The 16,232-nt window shown below is 62.7% G+C and carries 11 protein-coding genes; 9 read left to right on the top strand and 2 right to left on the bottom strand.

The window, feature by feature from the left end:
- Window positions 1–40 precede the first annotated feature (40 nt).
- The 9 genes from NKH93_RS09470 to NKH93_RS09430 all read left to right on the top strand — a co-directional run bounded on the left by NKH93_RS09470 (window position 41) and on the right by NKH93_RS09430 (window position 12,389).
- Window positions 41–3,520 (top strand): indolepyruvate ferredoxin oxidoreductase family protein, encoded by a 3,480-nt coding sequence (locus NKH93_RS09470; protein ID WP_352970008.1) that lies wholly within the window; start codon window positions 41–43, stop codon window positions 3,518–3,520.
- A 152-nt stretch (window positions 3,521–3,672) separates the two neighbouring features.
- Entirely contained in the window at window positions 3,673–5,994 is a 2,322-nt protein-coding gene (locus NKH93_RS09465; RefSeq protein ID WP_352452207.1) for a putative bifunctional diguanylate cyclase/phosphodiesterase, read from the top strand.
- Window positions 5,995–6,144: 150 nt separating this feature from the next.
- On the top strand, window positions 6,145–6,927 hold the full coding sequence (locus tag NKH93_RS09460; RefSeq protein ID WP_352469883.1) for an N-acyl amino acid synthase FeeM domain-containing protein: 783 nt from the start codon (window positions 6,145–6,147) through the stop codon (window positions 6,925–6,927).
- 119 nt (window positions 6,928–7,046) lie between these two features.
- Window positions 7,047–7,196 carry a DUF3096 domain-containing protein gene (locus tag NKH93_RS09455; RefSeq protein WP_352469885.1) on the top strand — a complete coding sequence of 50 codons (150 nt, stop codon included), beginning with the start codon at window positions 7,047–7,049 and terminating at the stop codon, window positions 7,194–7,196.
- 173 nt (window positions 7,197–7,369) lie between these two features.
- Complete coding sequence (locus NKH93_RS09450) at window positions 7,370–7,594, top strand: aa3-type cytochrome c oxidase subunit IV (protein ID WP_254816044.1); 225 nt, start codon at window positions 7,370–7,372, stop codon at window positions 7,592–7,594.
- Between the two features lie 81 nt (window positions 7,595–7,675).
- Window positions 7,676–8,950 (top strand): Re/Si-specific NAD(P)(+) transhydrogenase subunit alpha, encoded by a 1,275-nt coding sequence (locus tag NKH93_RS09445; RefSeq protein ID WP_352681490.1) that lies wholly within the window; start codon window positions 7,676–7,678, stop codon window positions 8,948–8,950.
- Window positions 8,950–9,372: an NAD(P) transhydrogenase subunit alpha part 2 gene (locus tag NKH93_RS09440; RefSeq protein WP_502893749.1), complete on the top strand. Its 423-nt coding sequence runs from the start codon at window positions 8,950–8,952 to the stop codon at window positions 9,370–9,372. The genes NKH93_RS09445 and NKH93_RS09440 overlap by 1 nt, the downstream gene beginning before the upstream one ends.
- Before the next feature lie 6 nt (window positions 9,373–9,378).
- The gene (locus NKH93_RS09435; protein WP_352681486.1) at window positions 9,379–10,776 is read left to right on the top strand and encodes an NAD(P)(+) transhydrogenase (Re/Si-specific) subunit beta; all 1,398 of its coding nucleotides are present in this window, start codon (window positions 9,379–9,381) and stop codon (window positions 10,774–10,776) included.
- Window positions 10,777–10,868: 92 nt separating this feature from the next.
- Complete coding sequence (locus NKH93_RS09430; RefSeq protein WP_352681484.1) at window positions 10,869–12,389, top strand: hypothetical protein; 1,521 nt, start codon at window positions 10,869–10,871, stop codon at window positions 12,387–12,389.
- A gap of 88 nt (window positions 12,390–12,477) precedes the next feature.
- Here the strand turns inward: NKH93_RS09430 and NKH93_RS09425 are convergent, their stop codons facing one another.
- Together NKH93_RS09425 and gyrB are read right to left on the bottom strand one after the other, a co-directional pair.
- Entirely contained in the window at window positions 12,478–13,395 is a 918-nt protein-coding gene (locus NKH93_RS09425) for a hypothetical protein (RefSeq protein WP_352501122.1), read from the bottom strand.
- Window positions 13,396–13,640: 245 nt separating this feature from the next.
- Complete coding sequence (gene gyrB / locus NKH93_RS09420) at window positions 13,641–16,112, bottom strand: DNA topoisomerase (ATP-hydrolyzing) subunit B (protein WP_352453677.1); 2,472 nt, start codon at window positions 16,110–16,112, stop codon at window positions 13,641–13,643.
- Window positions 16,113–16,232 lie beyond the last annotated feature (120 nt).

The following is a 16,232-nucleotide window of genomic DNA, read 5'->3' as shown; positions in this document are numbered from 1 at the left end:
CGCACCTCCAGGCGCGCGGCCTCCGCACAGGAAATGCCTGATGACGCTGCACAATGTCGCGCTCGACGACAAGTTCGACCTGGCAAAGGAGCGCATCTTCCTGTCGGGTGCCCAGGCAGTCATCCGCATGCTTCTGATGCAGCGCGAGCGCGACCGCCGGGCTGGCCTGAACACCGCCGGTTTCGTCTCCGGCTATCGCGGCTCGCCGCTCGGCGGCCTCGACATGCAGCTGTGGAAGGCCAGGAACCAGCTCGCGCAGTCGGACATCGTCTTCCAGCCCGGTCTCAACGAGGAGCTCGCCGCCACCGCCTGCTGGGGCTCGCAGCAGGCCGAATTGCTGGGCGAGGGTACCCATGACGGCGTTTTTTCGGTCTGGTACGGCAAGGGTCCGGGCGTCGACCGCTCCGGCGACGTGTTCCGCCACGCCAATCTCGCCGGGTCGTCGAAACATGGCGGCGTGCTGGCTCTGATGGGTGACGACCACATGGCCGAATCCTCGACCAACGCGCATGCCACCGAGTTCCTGTTCGTCGACACCATGGTGCCGATCCTTAATCCGGCCGGCGTCCAGGAGATCATCGACTACGGCCTTTACGGCTTTGCCATGTCGCGTTTTGCCGGCACCTGGGCGGCGATCAAATGCGTCAAGGACAACATCGAATCGACAGCCTCGGTCGATGCCGCGCTCGACCGGCTAGATATCGTCATCCCGGACTTCGACATGCCGCCCGGCGGCCTCAACATCCGTAATGAGATCGACATGCTCGGCCAGGAGGAGCGGTTGCATGAATACAAGCGCGCCGCCGCTTCAGCGTTCATCCACGCCAATGGGCTGAATCGGATCGTCTATTCGGGCGGCACCAGCGCCAAGCTTGGCATCGTCACCATCGGCAAGAGTTATCTCGATGTTCGCCAGGCGCTGGAGGATATCGGCGTCGACGAAGCGGCCGCCAGTCGTATCGGTATCAGGCTGTTCAAGGTCGGCTGCCCGTGGCCGCTCGACCTGCAACACATCGCCGACTTTGCTCGCGGCCTCGATACTATCGTCGTCGTCGAGGAGAAACGCTCGCTGATCGAGGTACAACTGCGCGAGAACCTTTACGGCACCGCGACGCAGCCGGTCATCGTCGGCAAGAAGGACGAGCGCGGCGACTGGCTGTTCCCGGCCAAGGGCGCGCTCGACCCCAACGATATTGCCATCGCGCTCGGCGAGAGGATTTTGCGAACGATCGGCCCGTCGGAAGAAATCGCCGCGCGGGTTGCGAAATTGCGCCAGTTCCAGGCGATGCTGGCCGACACGTCAGACATCGCCTCGCGCACGCCCTTCTTCTGCTCCGGCTGCCCACACAATTCCTCGACCAAGGTGCCGGACGGCTCGCTCGCCGCCGCCGGAATCGGCTGTCATTTCATGGCGCTGTGGATGGACCGCAACACCGTCGGCTTCACCGCCATGGGCGGCGAGGGCGCGCAGTGGGTCGGCCAGGCGCCGTTCTCGAAGCGCGAGCACATCTTCCAGAATCTGGGCGATGGCACTTACAACCACTCGGGTGTGCTGGCGATACGCTTCGCGCTGTCGACCGACGCCAACATCACCTACAAGATCCTCTACAATGACGCCGTCGCGATGACCGGTGGGCAGCCGCACGAGGGCGGCCTGACGGTAGACATGATCGCAAGGCAGGTGCGCGCCGAGGGCGTGGAGCGCATCGCCATCGTCACCGACGAGCCGGACAAGTATCCCGGCAAGGTGGAATTTCCCGCCGGCGCCACCATCCATCACCGCGACGACCTCGATCTCGTCCAGCGCGAGTTGCGTTCGGTCAAAGGCGTCTCGGTGCTGCTCTACGACCAGACCTGCGCCGCCGAGAAGCGTCGCCGCCGCAAGCGCGGCACCTTCCCCGATCCGGACAAGCGTATCTTCATCAACGAGCTGGTCTGCGAAGGCTGCGGCGATTGCGGCGTGCAGTCGAATTGCGTCTCGATCCAGCCGGTCGAGACCGAATTCGGCCGCAAGCGCAAGATCGACCAGTCGAGCTGCAACAAGGACTTCTCTTGCGTCAACGGTTTCTGCCCCTCCTTCGTCACCGTTCACGGCGCCAAAATCAGGAAAGCCGAAGGCATAGCCGGCGCGGCCGACCCGCTCGCGGGGGTGCCGGCGCCGGCGCAATTTGCGCTCGGTGAACAAGGCTGGGCGGCGATCATCGACGGTGTCGGCGGCACCGGCGTCGTCACCATAGGCGCGGTGCTGGGCATGGCCGCGCACCTGGAAGGCAAGGGCTGCGGCATGATCGACATGGCCGGCCTCGCCCAGAAGGGCGGCTCGGTGTTCACCCATGTCCGCATCGCCCGCACGCCGGACGACATCCACGCCATTCGGGTATCGGCCGGCAAGGCCGATCTCGTGCTCGGCTGCGATCTCGTCGTTTCAGGTGCCAAGAAGGTGTTGGCCGCGGTGCGCGAAGGCCATACCATCTTCCTCGCCAACACTGCCGAGATCATGCCGGGCGAGTTCGCCCGTTCGGCCGATTTCTCGCTGCCCGTCGAGCGGCTGAAGAAGGCGATAAGAACGGCCGCGGGCGACGACAGGACGCATTTCTTCGACGCTACCCGCACCGCCACTGCCCTGTTCGGCAGCTCGCTTGGTGCCAACATGTTCATGCTCGGATTCGCCTTCCAGCATGGCGGCTTGCCGCTGTCGACGGAGGCGGTCGAGAAGGCGATCGAGCTCAACGGCGAGGCGGTAGCGATGAATGTCGCGGCATTTCGCTGGGGCCGCCGCGCCGCCGACCAGCCGGATTTCGTCCGCAGCCTTCTCGCCCAGCCGGGCAAGGCCACGCAGCATGCCGCCATTGCCGAGACGCTGGACGATATCATTGCTCGCCGCGTCGGCTTCCTGACCGCCTACCAGAACGCCGCCTATGGCAAGCGCTATGCCGACAGACTGGCGGCGCTGCGCAAGGCCGAAACCAATGCTGTGCCCGGGTCGACCGTGGTGACCGAGGCTGCCGCAAAGAACCTGTTCAAGCTGATGGCGATCAAGGACGAATACGAGGTGGCGCGGCTTTATACGGACGGCTCCTTTGCCGCAGAGCTCGCAAAGCAGTTCCAGAGCTACGGCAAGCTTGAATTCCATCTCGCACCGCCGATCATGGGCAGGCGCGGCAGTGACGGGAAGCCGAAGAAATCGAGCTTTGGCCCGTGGATGATGAACGCGTTCCGCCTGCTGGCGGCAATGAAGGGCCTGCGCGGCACCGTTTTCGACCTGTTCGGCTACAGCGCCGAGAGGCGTATGGAGCGGCAGCTTCTTGCCCTCTATGAAGCCGACCTGGAACTTGTCGCCGGCGCGCTGGCGCCGGGCAAGATCGAGGTTGCTGCCGCGCTTGTTTCGGTACCGGCGCTCATCCGCGGCTTTGGCCACGTCAAGCAGGCCAGTGCCGAAAAAGCCGCCGGCGAACGCCAGCGTCTGCTCGACCGCCTCTCGACGGCGCCGCTGCGGCCGCAACTTCAAGCCGCCGAATAATTCAGCGCTGTGATACGCCTTGTTTACCTGAACGGTAGTTTCCCTGCTTCCGCCGCGTCACCAATGGATGTTGGCAGGGTTCGAAACGCCGCTCTAAACCTTTCTTAAGGCCAATGTGACACTGCTGGGTTCCCCAGGGTTGGGATCCAGGCGTGAATCTGAGACGAAAAAACGAGATTCCGGTCGACGTTTACATTCCGTTCGTGGAAACGCTGTTTCGCGACGGGTTCACGCTGTCGATCGGCCTTGTTGCGCAGACACTCCTCGTCATTCTGGTCTATTGGAAGACCATGGACTTGGCGTATCTTCTAGTTGCCGCTGGGCTCATCATTGTCGGTACTCTGCGCCTTCGCAACATCCGAAAATACGGGCGACTTCCTTCCCCGACGACGTGGGAAGAAGCCCATGATCGCGAAAACGATTACATAATTTTCGGTTCGATGCATGGTTTCATGCTTGGCGCGTTCTGTTTCGTCAGTATCTATCTGGCAAATGACAGCCACGACAACTATGCCGAAATAGCCTCTGTCTGCGTCACTCTGGCATCGGTCACGTCGATTGCCGGCCGCAATTATGGGTCGCCGCGGATGGTCATGATTTTTATCATAACCACCACATGGCCCATATCGCTTGGCTTTATCCTGCGCGGCGATATCTACCACATCATCCTCGGTCTGATGTCGGCCCCTTTTCTGTTTGCGATCAAACGGTTCGCCGACATCGTCCGCGAAGTCCTGTTTACCGCCCTGTCGGAGGAAAAGAAGGCGAACCGCATCGCGCAGCGTTTCAACCGCGCGCTCAACACCATGTCGCATGGCCTTGTCATGCTTGGTCCCGACGGCCGGGTGGCGGTGGCCAATGCCGAAGCCGCGCACCTGATGTCGCTCAAATCGGCCGATGCGCTGCTAGGCCGCTCGATCCACGGTCTGCTGATGCGCGGCGCTGCAGGCGGCATGCTGGCGCCGAAAGATTGCCGTTACATCGAAGCCCAGCTGACGCGTGCGTTGCGCGAGGGCCGCGACCGCAAGGTCCTGGTCTCGCTCACCAACGGCCAGCACTATGAATTTTCGGCGCGCGAAGGCAGCCAGGAACTGGGCGTCGTCACTTTCGAGGATGTGACCGCCCGGGTCGAGGCGGAAGACAAGATCCGCTTCATGGCGCGCTACGACAGTCTCACCGGCCTGCCCAACCGCGCCTACTTCCACGAGTTGGTGGTGGAAGCCATGGCCTCAGGGGATCCCGAGCGTCTCTGCGGGCTGGTGGTGCTCGATCTCGATGATTTCAAGAGCGTCAACGACACGCTCGGCCATCCGGTCGGCGACGGATTGATCTACGCCGTTGCCGAGCGGCTGGCGGCAGTCGCTGGGCCAGGCATCACCGTCAGCCGCTTCGGCGGCGACGAGTTCATGATCTTCTTCGAGCGCATCGAGGATGAAAGCCACCTGACCGGCCAGGTTGACGAGATCTTTGTCAATCTACAGGGCGAGGTCGATGTCGCCGGCCACGGATTACGCATCCAGGCCTCCGGCGGCGCGGTGCTGTCGCGGGTCAAGGATACCGACGTTGACGCCATGATCGTCAAAGCCGACCTTGCACTCTACAAGGCCAAGGAGCTTGGCAAGAACGGTTGGCGGCTGTTCGAGGCCTCCATGGATGCTGCCTTCCGCAGCCGTCAGCTGATGAAGGCGGACCTGCGCAGCGCCGTGGAAAACAACGAATTGCGGGTGGTCTATCAGCCGATCGTCGCGATGAGCACGATGCGTATCGCCAGTTGCGAAGCGCTGTGCCGCTGGGATCATCCCGATCTCGGGCCGATTTCCCCCGGTATCTTTATTCCGCTGGCGGAGGAAATGGGGATTATTTCCGACATCAGCACCTTCGTCCTGCATGCGGCCTGCACGGAATGCGCCAAATGGCCGGCCCAGACCAGCGTGTCGGTCAATCTCTCGGCCAAGGATTTCCGCAACCGTGATGTCATCCAGAAGGTTCGCGACGCGCTGGCTGAATCCGGTCTCTCCGCCGGACGTCTGGAGATTGAGGTCACCGAGACGGCGCTGCTCGACGACAAGTCGCTGACACGCCAATATATCGAGGAGTTGAAGCGGCTCGGCGTGCGCATTGCGCTCGACGATTTCGGTACCGGGTATTCGAGCCTCAGCTATCTCCACAAACTGCCGCTCGACAAAATCAAGATCGACCGCTCGTTCCTGATGGATGTCACTCAGAACAGCCGGTCGCTCGAATTGCTCAAGGGCATCGTCAACCTGTCACGGCCGCTGGGACTTTCGGTTACCGTCGAAGGTGTCGAGACCTTCGAACAGCTCAAGATCCTGGCATTGCAGGTCAAGCCGGACCTGGTCCAGGGCTTTCTGTTCGGGTCGGCACTCAGCGCGTCCGGCATCGAGACGATGTCGAGCACCGTCTGGCCCTTTGCCAAGGACATCCAGACGGCAAGGAAGGCGCCGCGGCGCTGACTTCGCGCTGAAAACCTGCGTATTTTAGTATAATTTTATTAATTGTTAACCTTAACGGGCGGTAAACGAGCTCCTACTTATTTTCATCTTTACATCTCATGACCCGTCCGTAGTGTCGGCTGGTGGCGGTAATCGCGGGGAATAGAGTTCATGTGTGCCCAGTTGAGTTCGCTCGGCCATGCGGCGGGCGCTGGTGGGAAAGATGCGTCCGAGACCATGTCCAGCTTCGCGCAACATGTTTATGCGCTGCTTGACCGGACGGAGTACCGACGCTGTGAAAGCGGCGAGGACTTCGAAAACATTTACAGGCTGCGCTACAATTCCTATCGGATGAACGATCTGGTGCCCGAGAATGCGTCCCGTCAGGTCCATGACGAGTTTGACGAACTGCCCAATTGCCATACGTTCGGAATCTATATCGAGGGGCGGCTGGTCAGCACAATGCGCCTGCATAACGTGTCTGCTGATAACGCCACATCACCAGCACTCAGCGTCTACAAGGACTTGTTGATGCCGCGTCTGGCGGCCGGCGAAGTCTTTATCGACCCGAGCCGTTTTGCCGTGGACGCCGAATGGTCACGGCTTTACCCGCAGATCCCGTATGTGACGCTGCGCCTTGCGGGCATGGCTTGCTTCCATTTCGGCGCGCCTTATTGCATATCCATGATCCGCGAGGACCATGCGGCTTTCTACAAGCGCATCTATCGGGCGCGACCGATTGGCGATGCGCGGCCCTATGCCGGCGTGATCAACTGTTTCGCGCTGCTTTATCAAGCCGATGTCCTGGCGATCAAGAATGAAACCTACGCTCGCTTTCCGTTCTTCCGTTCGACGCCAATGGAGCAGCGCATGTTGTTCGATACGCCCGGTGCCGGCGAACTCGCCCCGCTGACCATCCTGCCCACCGCCAAGTATTTTCGCGAAGCCGCCTGAACGAGCCCATGGAGCCTTCCGGTCGCTTCGGCGTTCTGGGCAAGGGTGCTGGTGGTAGGTCGGCATGGCCGGCATCCACCAAGCATCGCTTCGATAGCCATCCGATCAAAGGAACCGACATGACCATTTCCACGCTCGCCCTCACCCCGCTCATCGCCCTGATCGCAGGCGTGCTGATCCTGGTGATGCCGCGGCTGCTCAATTATATCGTCGCCCTTTATCTGATCGTTGTCGGCCTGCTCGGGCTGTTCCCGCATCTCGCCGGCTAACGGCATCGGCAATAGCGGACCTGCCATCCATTGTGATTGGTATCGCCGCGCTCCGCGCAGCGATTTCAAGTTTTACTTGAGATTGTTGGCTGCGGCGATGCGGCAATAGCGCCATTGCCCTTAACGCGGCTTTTCGCTATGTGCCTGAAAGATGTCTTCGAAGGGGTATTCCAATGGCTGAACACACGCCGACCGGTCCTGTCGAACTGGGCGCGAAGATGGACTATGCCGAGCACGACCGCACCTATGCCGGCTTTGTGATGCTGGCCAAATATGGGTCGCTATTTTGCGCCGCCGTGCTTCTTGCCATGGCGTTCGGCTTCTTTGTGGGCGGCTTCTTCTCGGCGACTATCCTCTTCGTGCTGATCCTGGCCATCGGCGCCTTTATTCTCCGATAACTCCTCCAACCTTTGTCGAAGGCGCCGCCGGGGTCGGTCGGTGTCTTGCGGTAACAGGGTTCCGGCCGAAAGGATCGTGCGGTGGGACAGACGGTTTTCATCCCTCGTGAGCTCGACGCAAACGAGCCTCGCGTCGCGGCCTCGCCCGATACGGTGAAGCGGCTGGCAGCACTGGGTTTCGACGTAATCGTGGAAACCGGCGCCGGCACGGCGTCGCGCGTTCCCGACGAGGAGTTTGCCAAGGCGGGCGCCGCGATCGGCAAGGCCGGCGATGCAGCCAGGGCCGATGTGGTGCTGAAGGTGCGCCGCCCCACGGACGCCGAGCTGAAGGGCTACAAGTCCGGCGCCGCTGTCATCGCGATCATGGATCCCTACGGCAACGACGCTGCCGTCGCTGCCCTTGCCAAGGCCGGTGTTACTGCCTTCTCCATGGAGTTCATGCCGCGCATCACCCGCGCCCAGTCGATGGACGTTCTATCCAGCCAGGCCAACCTCGCCGGCTATCAGGCGGTGATCGACGCGGCTGCCGAATATGACCGGGCGTTACCGATGATGATGACGGCGGCCGGCACCGTACCGGCAGCGAAGGCGTTCGTCATGGGCGTCGGCGTCGCCGGTCTGCAGGCCATCGCCACCGCGCGCCGCCTCGGCGCCGTGGTCACCGCCACCGACGTGCGCCCGGCCGCCAAGGAGCAGGTCGCCTCGCTCGGCGCAAAATTCCTGGCCGTCGAGGACGAGGAGTTCAAGGCGGCCGAGACGGCCGGCGGCTACGCCAAGGAAATGTCGAAGGAATACCAGGCCAAGCAGGCGGCGCTGACTGCCGAGCACATCGCCAAGCAGGACATCGTCATCACCACCGCGCTGATCCCCGGCCGTCCGGCGCCGAAGCTGGTCTCGGCGGCAATGGTCGCCTCGATGAAACCCGGCTCTGTGATCGTCGACCTCGCGGTCGAGCGCGGCGGCAATGTCGAGGGCGCCGAAGCCGGCAAGGTGGTGACCACGGCCAACGGGGTAAAGATCGTCGGCCATCTCAACGTTCCCGGTCGCGTCGCCGCCTCGGCCTCGCTTCTCTATGCCAGGAACCTCTATGCCTTCCTTGAGACGCTGGTCGACAAAGCGACGAAGACGCTTGCCATCAACCGCGACGACGAGCTGGTCAAGGCAACCATGCTGACCGATGCTGGCAAGATCGTGCATCCGGCTTTCGCAAAGGCTGAGCAGGAGCCGCCAAAGGGCCAATATGTCGAACCACCGGCCATTCCGGCCAGGACGATGGTTGCCGAGGCTTCGGCGAAGCCGGCTGCGAAGAAAACGGCCGCTTCGAGGAAGCCCAAGACCACCGGAGGGATCGCGTGATGGATCAGACGCTGCAGAAAGCCCTCGACCAGCTCGACCAGGCGACAGCTGCCGTGCGGCTCGCCGTGCAGAACCTGGCGGCCGCGCCCGGCACCGAGGCGGTGGGTGACGCCGCTCACGCGCTGTCCGGCGGTGCCATCGATCCTTTCGTCTTTCGCTTCGCCATCTTTGTCCTGGCGATCTTCGTCGGCTACTACGTCGTGTGGTCCGTCACGCCGGCACTGCACACGCCGCTGATGGCGGTCACCAACGCCATTTCCTCCGTCATCGTCGTCGGCGCGCTGCTGGCCGTCGGCATCTCGGCCTCAGGGCTTGCCACCGGCTTCGGCTTCGTTGCGCTGATGCTGGTATCGGTCAACATCTTCGGCGGCTTCCTCGTCACCCAGCGCATGCTGGCCATGTACAAGAAGAAGGAAAAGTAGGCCGCCATGAACGCCAACTTCGCCTCCTTTCTCTATCTGGTCTCCGGCATCCTGTTCATCCTCGCATTGCGCGGCCTGTCGCATCCGACCACCAGCCGCCAGGGCAATATGTACGGCATGATCGGCATGGGCATCGCCATCGCCACGACGCTGGCGCTGGCGACCCCTTCGGCCGGGCGCTTCGGCCTCATAGTGCTCGGGCTGCTGATAGGCGGCTCGGCCGGTGCGGTCACGGCACGGCGCATTGCCATGACCTCGATGCCGCAGCTGGTCGCCGCCTTCCACTCGCTGGTCGGTCTTGCCGCGGTCATGGTGGCGGCCGCCGCCATCTATGCACCGGAAAGCTTCGGCATCGGCACCGTCGCCGATATTCATGCCCAGGCACTGATCGAGATGAGCCTCGGCGTTGCCATAGGTGCCATCACCTTCACCGGCTCGGTCATCGCCTTCTTGAAGCTTGACGGCCGCATGTCGGGCAAGCCGATCATGATCGGTGGCCGCCACTTCATCAACGCGGCCCTGGGCATTGCGCTGATCGTGCTGATCGTGCTGCTCGTCACCACCGAGTCCAAGGTGGTGTTCTGGCTGATCGTTGCCGCCTCGCTGGTGCTGGGTGTGCTTCTCATCATCCCGATCGGTGGCGCCGATATGCCGGTGGTCGTGTCGATGCTGAATTCCTATTCGGGCTGGGCCGCGGCCGCCCTGGGCTTCACGCTCGGCAATCTGGCGCTGATCATCACCGGCGCGCTGGTCGGCTCGTCGGGCGCCATCCTGTCTTACATCATGTGCAAAGGCATGAACCGGAGCTTCATCTCGGTCATCCTCGGCGGCTTCGGCGGCGAGACATCAGCCATTGCCAACGACGGCATCGAGCGCACGGTCAAGCAGGGCTCGGCCGAGGATGCCGCCTATCTGATGATGAATGCGCAAAAGGTCATCATCGTGCCGGGCTACGGCATGGCCGTCGCCCAGGCGCAGCACGCGCTGCGCGAGATGGCCGACAAGCTCAAGGCCAACGGCGTCGACGTCAAATACGCCATCCACCCGGTTGCCGGCCGCATGCCCGGCCACATGAACGTGCTCTTGGCCGAAGCCAACGTGCCTTATGACGAAGTGTTCGAGCTGGAGGACGTCAACTCTGAGTTCGCGCAGGCCGACGTCGCCTATGTCATCGGCGCCAACGACGTCACCAATCCCTCGGCCCGTGACGACAAGTCGTCACCGATCTACGGCATGCCGATCCTCGATGTCGACAAGGCCCGCACCTGCCTGTTCGTCAAGCGCTCGCTCGGCTCCGGCTATGCCGGCATCGACAACACGCTGTTCTACAAGGACGGCACCATGATGCTGCTCGGCGACGCCAAGAAGATGACCGAGGAGATCGTCAAAGCGATGGATCACTGAAACGGCGTCGCTGCCAACTCACTGCCGATCGTCGAATACAGCCCGGCTCCGCGCCGGGCTTTTTCTTGGCTGTTACCGGTTCTGAAGCTACGATGCCGACCCGTCGTCTTGCTAACGGCGTCATCGTGGAGGTGCTGGTGCCCGACCCTGGTTCTGCTGCATCGCCGGCCGCCGATCTGACCGCAGCAGAGAAGGCGCCACGCAAGCGCAGCCAGGCGGTAGTGGTCGTGCACGGCATGGGCGAGCAGCGGCCCATGGACACGTTGAGGGAGTTTGTCCAGGCCGTATGGAGCCACGATCCGGCCCGTGCACCGTTCTATGCCCATGTCCCCGATCCGGCCGACCCGATGGGTGCGAAGATCAACCAGAGCTGGATCACGCCCGACAGCCGGACCAATTCGCACGAACTCCGCCGGATCACCACGCCCTATGATGTCGATGGCCGCCGCACCGATTTCTACGAGCTTTACTGGGCCGACATCACCCAGGGCACGACCCGAAGCCGCCTTGCTGCCTGGGTGACGACCCTGCTCTGGCGCAAGCCGGCCGATATTCCGCGCGATGTGCTCAAACTCTATGTCGTCACGCTTTTGGCCACCCTCGTGGTCCTGGGCGCGGCGCTGGCGCTCGCAACGTCGACCTGGCAAGGCTACATCTCCTGGACGACGGGTGTGCTTGTCACGGTTCTGGCGTCGTTCGTCATCTGGTCGGTGGACCAGTTTGGCTTGCCCTATTTCGGCGACGTCGCCGCCTATGTGCGGGCCGAAGCGGCAACGGTCGAGAAGCGGGCGCTGGTCCGCGAGCGTGGCCTCAAGCTGCTGAAGCGTCTCATGATGGACGATGCCTATGACCGCATCGTGCTGGTCTCGCACAGCCTCGGGTCGATCATCGCCTATGATCTGTTGCAGATATTGTGGGCCGATTTCAGGCCTAGAAAGTTGGAAGCCATTCGCGACAAAGCGAGGCTGAAGGCGATCCACGCCGTCGACAAGGCGACGCTGGTCGCCGATGCCTCCGCTTGGCCCGACAGCCTCGATGACCTCCCCGCATTCCGGCGCAGCCAATGGGAGCTCTACCGGCAGCTTCGCGTCGGCGACGCCGATCATCCGCTGCCGTGGAAGATCAGCGATTTCGTCACGCTCGGCAGTCCGCTGACCCACAGCGAGTTTCTGGTGACCTACAACCTCGCCGAATTCAGGCGCGGCATCGCCGAGCGCCTGTTTTCAGCATGCCCGCCGATCGCCGACAGAGCGGCGGGCGGGACCATGCTCTACCAGGAAGGGCGCAGCCATTCCGGCAAGCCGCAGCGGGCAGTGCATCATGGCGCGGTGTTTGCCGCGACACGCTGGACCAATATTTTCGACAGGGGCAATGGCTGGCTGACCGGCGACCCGATTTCAGGGCGGATGACGGAAAATTTTGGTCCCGGCGTGGAAAACATCCAGGTCGAGCTGCGCGGCTCGGGCGGCCGCGTCTTCACGCACAGGCTCTACTGGTCGCTGACGGCGAGCGGCGTCGAGGTCGACGCGCTGGCCGGCGTACAGCCGCGCTCGCACCTTGCCGTGCTGCGCGATGCGGTCGATCTCGGCCGCAAACTGGAAGCTGAGCTGTAGGCGGCAAGCAATGCGCGGCGGCAGTTCAAAGCAAGGTCCCCTTCGGGCGTAATCTTCCCGAAGCGGACCGAGTTCGCTTAGTCACCGATCAACGATTGGTCAGGAAAATCGCTTCCTCGTCGTCGCGCTGCCTGCCGCCAAGTGCTGCAGCCGCGCTGGCAATGAAGGCCCCGACGACCAGCGACAGCGCGCCAATCAACGAGAAGGTCGCGCCTGCCTTTCTGGCGGTGTCGGCCGCCTGCTGGGCCTTGACCTTGGCGTCCTGCGCTCTGGCGATTACCGTATCGACGCGAGCGGTGGCATCCGCTTCGGACAGGCCTGTGCGGGCGGCCACCAGCCGCGATAGATAGGTCTTGTCGTCGGCCGATATTTCGCCTGCTGCGGCACTCGCGATTAGAATGCGCGATGCCTGCGCCGTTGCCGCAGCGTCGCTCTCCGGATTGGCGGCAGCGAGCCTTGCCGGATCGGCCGGGCGGAACAGCGTATCGACGAAATACGATGTGGCGTTGTCAGTCGAGGCGCTACCCGCGTTTGCAGCAGCACCTGCCGAAGCGCCCATTGCCGCGCCCGATGCCACAGTCGAAGCAGCCTGGACACCGGTACCTATCGCGGCCGAAAGCGCCGTGCCGAGCACGCCGGCGACGAGCAGCGTCGCCAGCGCCCAGGCCAGGAAGCCGTGAGCGGTATCGCGGAAGAAGACTTCATCGGTGTGGATGCCGACCCATTTGGTGCGCAGGCGTCCGGCGAGGTAGCCACCCAGGGCCGAGGACAGCCACTGCACGACGATCAGCCAGACGGCGGTGGAAACGGCGAAAGTGGTGACTGACGCACCCGAGCCGGACCATGGCGACACCATGCTCAGCCCAAGCCCGGAGCCGAGCAGCATCAAGATGAAGGTAAGCGTTGACGCAGCAAAGGCGCCGGCGACGATTGGCCCCCAGCTGACAGCAGTGGAAGCGGATTCCGTCGGGGCGGAAACGTCGACAGCTGTTACGGTGGACTGCATCGAAGCCTCCCTACCGTGCGAACAGCATGATCAGAATAATGATCGGAATTGGGACTCCGAGAAGCCAGAGCAAAATGCCACGTCCCATGGATGCCTCCTGCGGCGATTGTGATCAACTACAATGCCTTGAAAGCCTTTCCGTTCCGGCGGTCCTGGTGATCTTTGTTGCGTTGCAGCAGTCGTATTGGTGCGCCAAGGCGCACCAATACACTTCATGCCTGCTGGCTGGGTATCTGGATGGCGACTCAAATGTCCAGATTGGCAACCGACAGCGCGTTTTCCTGGATGAATTCGCGCCTTGGCTCGACCTCGTCGCCCATCAGCCGTGAAAACAAGCTGTCCGCATCAGTCGCGTCATTGACCTTGACCTGTAACAGCGAGCGCACATTCGGGTCGAGCGTCGTTTCCCAGAGCTGCTCGGCGTTCATTTCGCCAAGGCCCTTGTAGCGCTGCATGGTCAGGCCCTTGCGGCCGGTGGCAAACACGGCATTGAGCAGTGCCAGCGGCCCCGAAATGGTTTCCGAGACATCCTTGCGGCGCAGCACCGGCGGCTCGCCGTAGATTTCCGCCAGGCGCGGCGCATAGCGGTCGAGCTGGCGTGCGTCGGCGGAATTGATCAATGCCAGGTCGAGATGCGCGAACTCCTTGACGCTGCGCACCGTTCGCTCGAAGACATAGCCGCCAATGCCCTCGTTCGAGGTCGACATGCGGCCGATCCAGCCGCGCTCGGTGTCCTCGGCGATAATGTCGAGACGACGGGCAACACGCTCGGCCGTTTCGTTGGCGCGGCGGAGGTCGGTGAAGATCTCCGGGTTGAGCGCGCCGGCAATCGCTGCCTGCTCGACCACGCCTCTGTTATAGCGCGTGTGCAATCCGTTGATGAGCTGGCGGACAGCCAAGGCGTCGTCGATGGCGCTGCGCAGGTCCTGTCCAGCCCGCACCTCGCCTGTGCTGAGCGCAAGCGACGCTTCTTCCAGCCCGGAGCCGATCAGGAATTCCTCGAAGGCGGCTTCGTCCTTGATGTATTGCGAGCTCTTCCCGCGCGTCACCTTGTAGAGCGGCGGCTGCGCGATGTAGAGATGCCCGCGTTCGATCAGTTCCGGCATCTGCCGGAAGAAGAAGGTCAGCAGCAAGGTGCGGATGTGGGCGCCGTCGACATCGGCGTCGGTCATCAGGATGATCTTGTGGTAGCGCAGCTTGTCGGCGTTGAACTCGTCCTTGCCGATCGAGGTGCCGAGCGCGGTGATCAGCGTGCCGATCATGTCGGAGCCGAGCATGCGGTCGAAGCGGGCGCGCTCGACATTGAGGATCTTGCCGCGCAGCGGAAGAATGGCCTGGTTCTGGCGCGAACGGCCGCCCTTGGCCGAGCCGCCGGCGCTGTCGCCCTCGACGATAAAGATCTCGGATTTCGCCGGATCGCGCTCCTGGCAATCAGCCAGCTTGCCGGGCAGCGAGGTGACGCCGAGCGAACTCTTGCGGGTGATGTCGCGTGCCTTGCGCGCGGCTTCGCGCGCGGCAGCGGCCTGGATGACCTTCTCGATGACCGCCTTGCCCTCGGTCGGGTGCTCCTCGAGCCAGGTGCCGAGCGCTTCGTTGACAAGCCCTTCGACCACCGGGCGGACCTCGGACGACACCAGCTTGTCCTTGGTCTGCGAGGAGAATTTCGGGTCGGGAACCTTGACCGACAGCACCGCGGTCAGCCCTTCGCGGCAATCATCGCCGATCAGCGCCACTTTTTCCTTCTTGGTCAGGCCCGAGGAGTCGCCATAACCGGTTATCTGGCGCGTCAGCGCACCGCGGAAGCCTGCCAGATGCGTGCCGCCGTCGCGTTGCGGGATGTTGTTGGTGAAGGCCAGCACGTTCTCGTGGTAGCTGTCGTTCCACCACATGGCGACTTCGACCGTGATGCCGTCGCGCTCGGCGCGGATCGAGATCGGCTTGTCGAGCAACGGCTTCTTCGTCCGGTCGAGATATCGGACGAACTCTTCCAGCCCGCCATCGTAGTGCAGTTCATGGCGCACGATGTCGGCATGGCGGGCATCGGTCAAAACGATGCGCACGCCGGAGTTCAGGAAGGCGAGCTCGCGCAGCCGATGCTCCAGCGTACCGTAGTCGAATTCGACCATGGTGAACGTCTCGGACGACGGCAAAAACGTGATTTCGCTGCCGCTGCGCCCTTCATAGGTGCCGGGGACCTTGTCTTGTTCATAACTGCCGGTGATCCGCAGCGGCGCGTCGGCATTGCCATGCGTGAAACTCATCTCGTAGATCTGGCCGTTGCGGCGGATCTTCAGTTTCAGCCAGGCCGACAGGGCGTTGACGACCGACACGCCGACGCCGTGCAGGCCGCCTGAGACCTTGTAGGAGTTCTGGTCGAACTTGCCGCCGGCATGCAGCTGCGTCATGATCACTTCGGCCGCTGAAATGCCTTCGCCGGTGTGGATATCGGTCGGAATGCCGCGGCCATTGTCGATGACCGTCACCGATCCGTCCGGATTGAGCGTCACCGTCACCAGGTCGGCATGGCCGGCCAGTGCTTCGTCGATGGCGTTGTCGACCACCTCATAGACCATGTGGTGCAGGCCCGAGCCGTCGTCGGTATCGCCGATATACATGCCCGGCCGCTTGCGAACGGCATCCAAGCCCTTCAAAACCTTGATGGAATCGGCGCCGTATTCGGCTTCAACGCCGTTGGCGATGTCGGTCTGGTCGCTCATGAAAACCTGTCTGATTGATGCCGTGTGCAGAGCGCGAAAAATCGGCTTCGAATCGCGCATTTCTAATGTCGTAGATATAGGCGCAAAAGGCGGTTTTTCCAAGGTTTGCAGGCATTTCGG

The sequence above is a fragment of the Mesorhizobium sp. M0954 genome (assembly GCF_040319155.1).
In the GTDB taxonomy this organism is placed as follows: domain Bacteria; phylum Pseudomonadota; class Alphaproteobacteria; order Rhizobiales; family Rhizobiaceae; genus Mesorhizobium.
This window is presented reverse-complemented; position numbering and strand designations above follow the sequence as displayed.

What these genes read in the sequence shown, in the direction of transcription:
- NKH93_RS09425 (WP_352501122.1), bottom strand. Translation starts at nt 13,395, where the DNA reads ATGCAGTCCACCGTAACAGCTGTCGACGTTTCCGCCCCGACGGAATCC.
- NKH93_RS09450 (WP_254816044.1), top strand. Translation starts at nt 7,370, where the DNA reads ATGGCTGAACACACGCCGACCGGTCCTGTCGAACTGGGCGCGAAGATG.
- NKH93_RS09435 (WP_352681486.1), top strand. Translation starts at nt 9,379, where the DNA reads ATGAACGCCAACTTCGCCTCCTTTCTCTATCTGGTCTCCGGCATCCTG.
- NKH93_RS09470 (WP_352970008.1), top strand. Translation starts at nt 41, where the DNA reads ATGACGCTGCACAATGTCGCGCTCGACGACAAGTTCGACCTGGCAAAG.
- gyrB (WP_352453677.1), bottom strand. Translation starts at nt 16,112, where the DNA reads ATGAGCGACCAGACCGACATCGCCAACGGCGTTGAAGCCGAATACGGC.
- NKH93_RS09440 (WP_502893749.1), top strand. Translation starts at nt 8,950, where the DNA reads ATGGATCAGACGCTGCAGAAAGCCCTCGACCAGCTCGACCAGGCGACA.
- NKH93_RS09455 (WP_352469885.1), top strand. Translation starts at nt 7,047, where the DNA reads ATGACCATTTCCACGCTCGCCCTCACCCCGCTCATCGCCCTGATCGCA.
- NKH93_RS09430 (WP_352681484.1), top strand. Translation starts at nt 10,869, where the DNA reads ATGCCGACCCGTCGTCTTGCTAACGGCGTCATCGTGGAGGTGCTGGTG.
- NKH93_RS09460 (WP_352469883.1), top strand. Translation starts at nt 6,145, where the DNA reads ATGTGTGCCCAGTTGAGTTCGCTCGGCCATGCGGCGGGCGCTGGTGGG.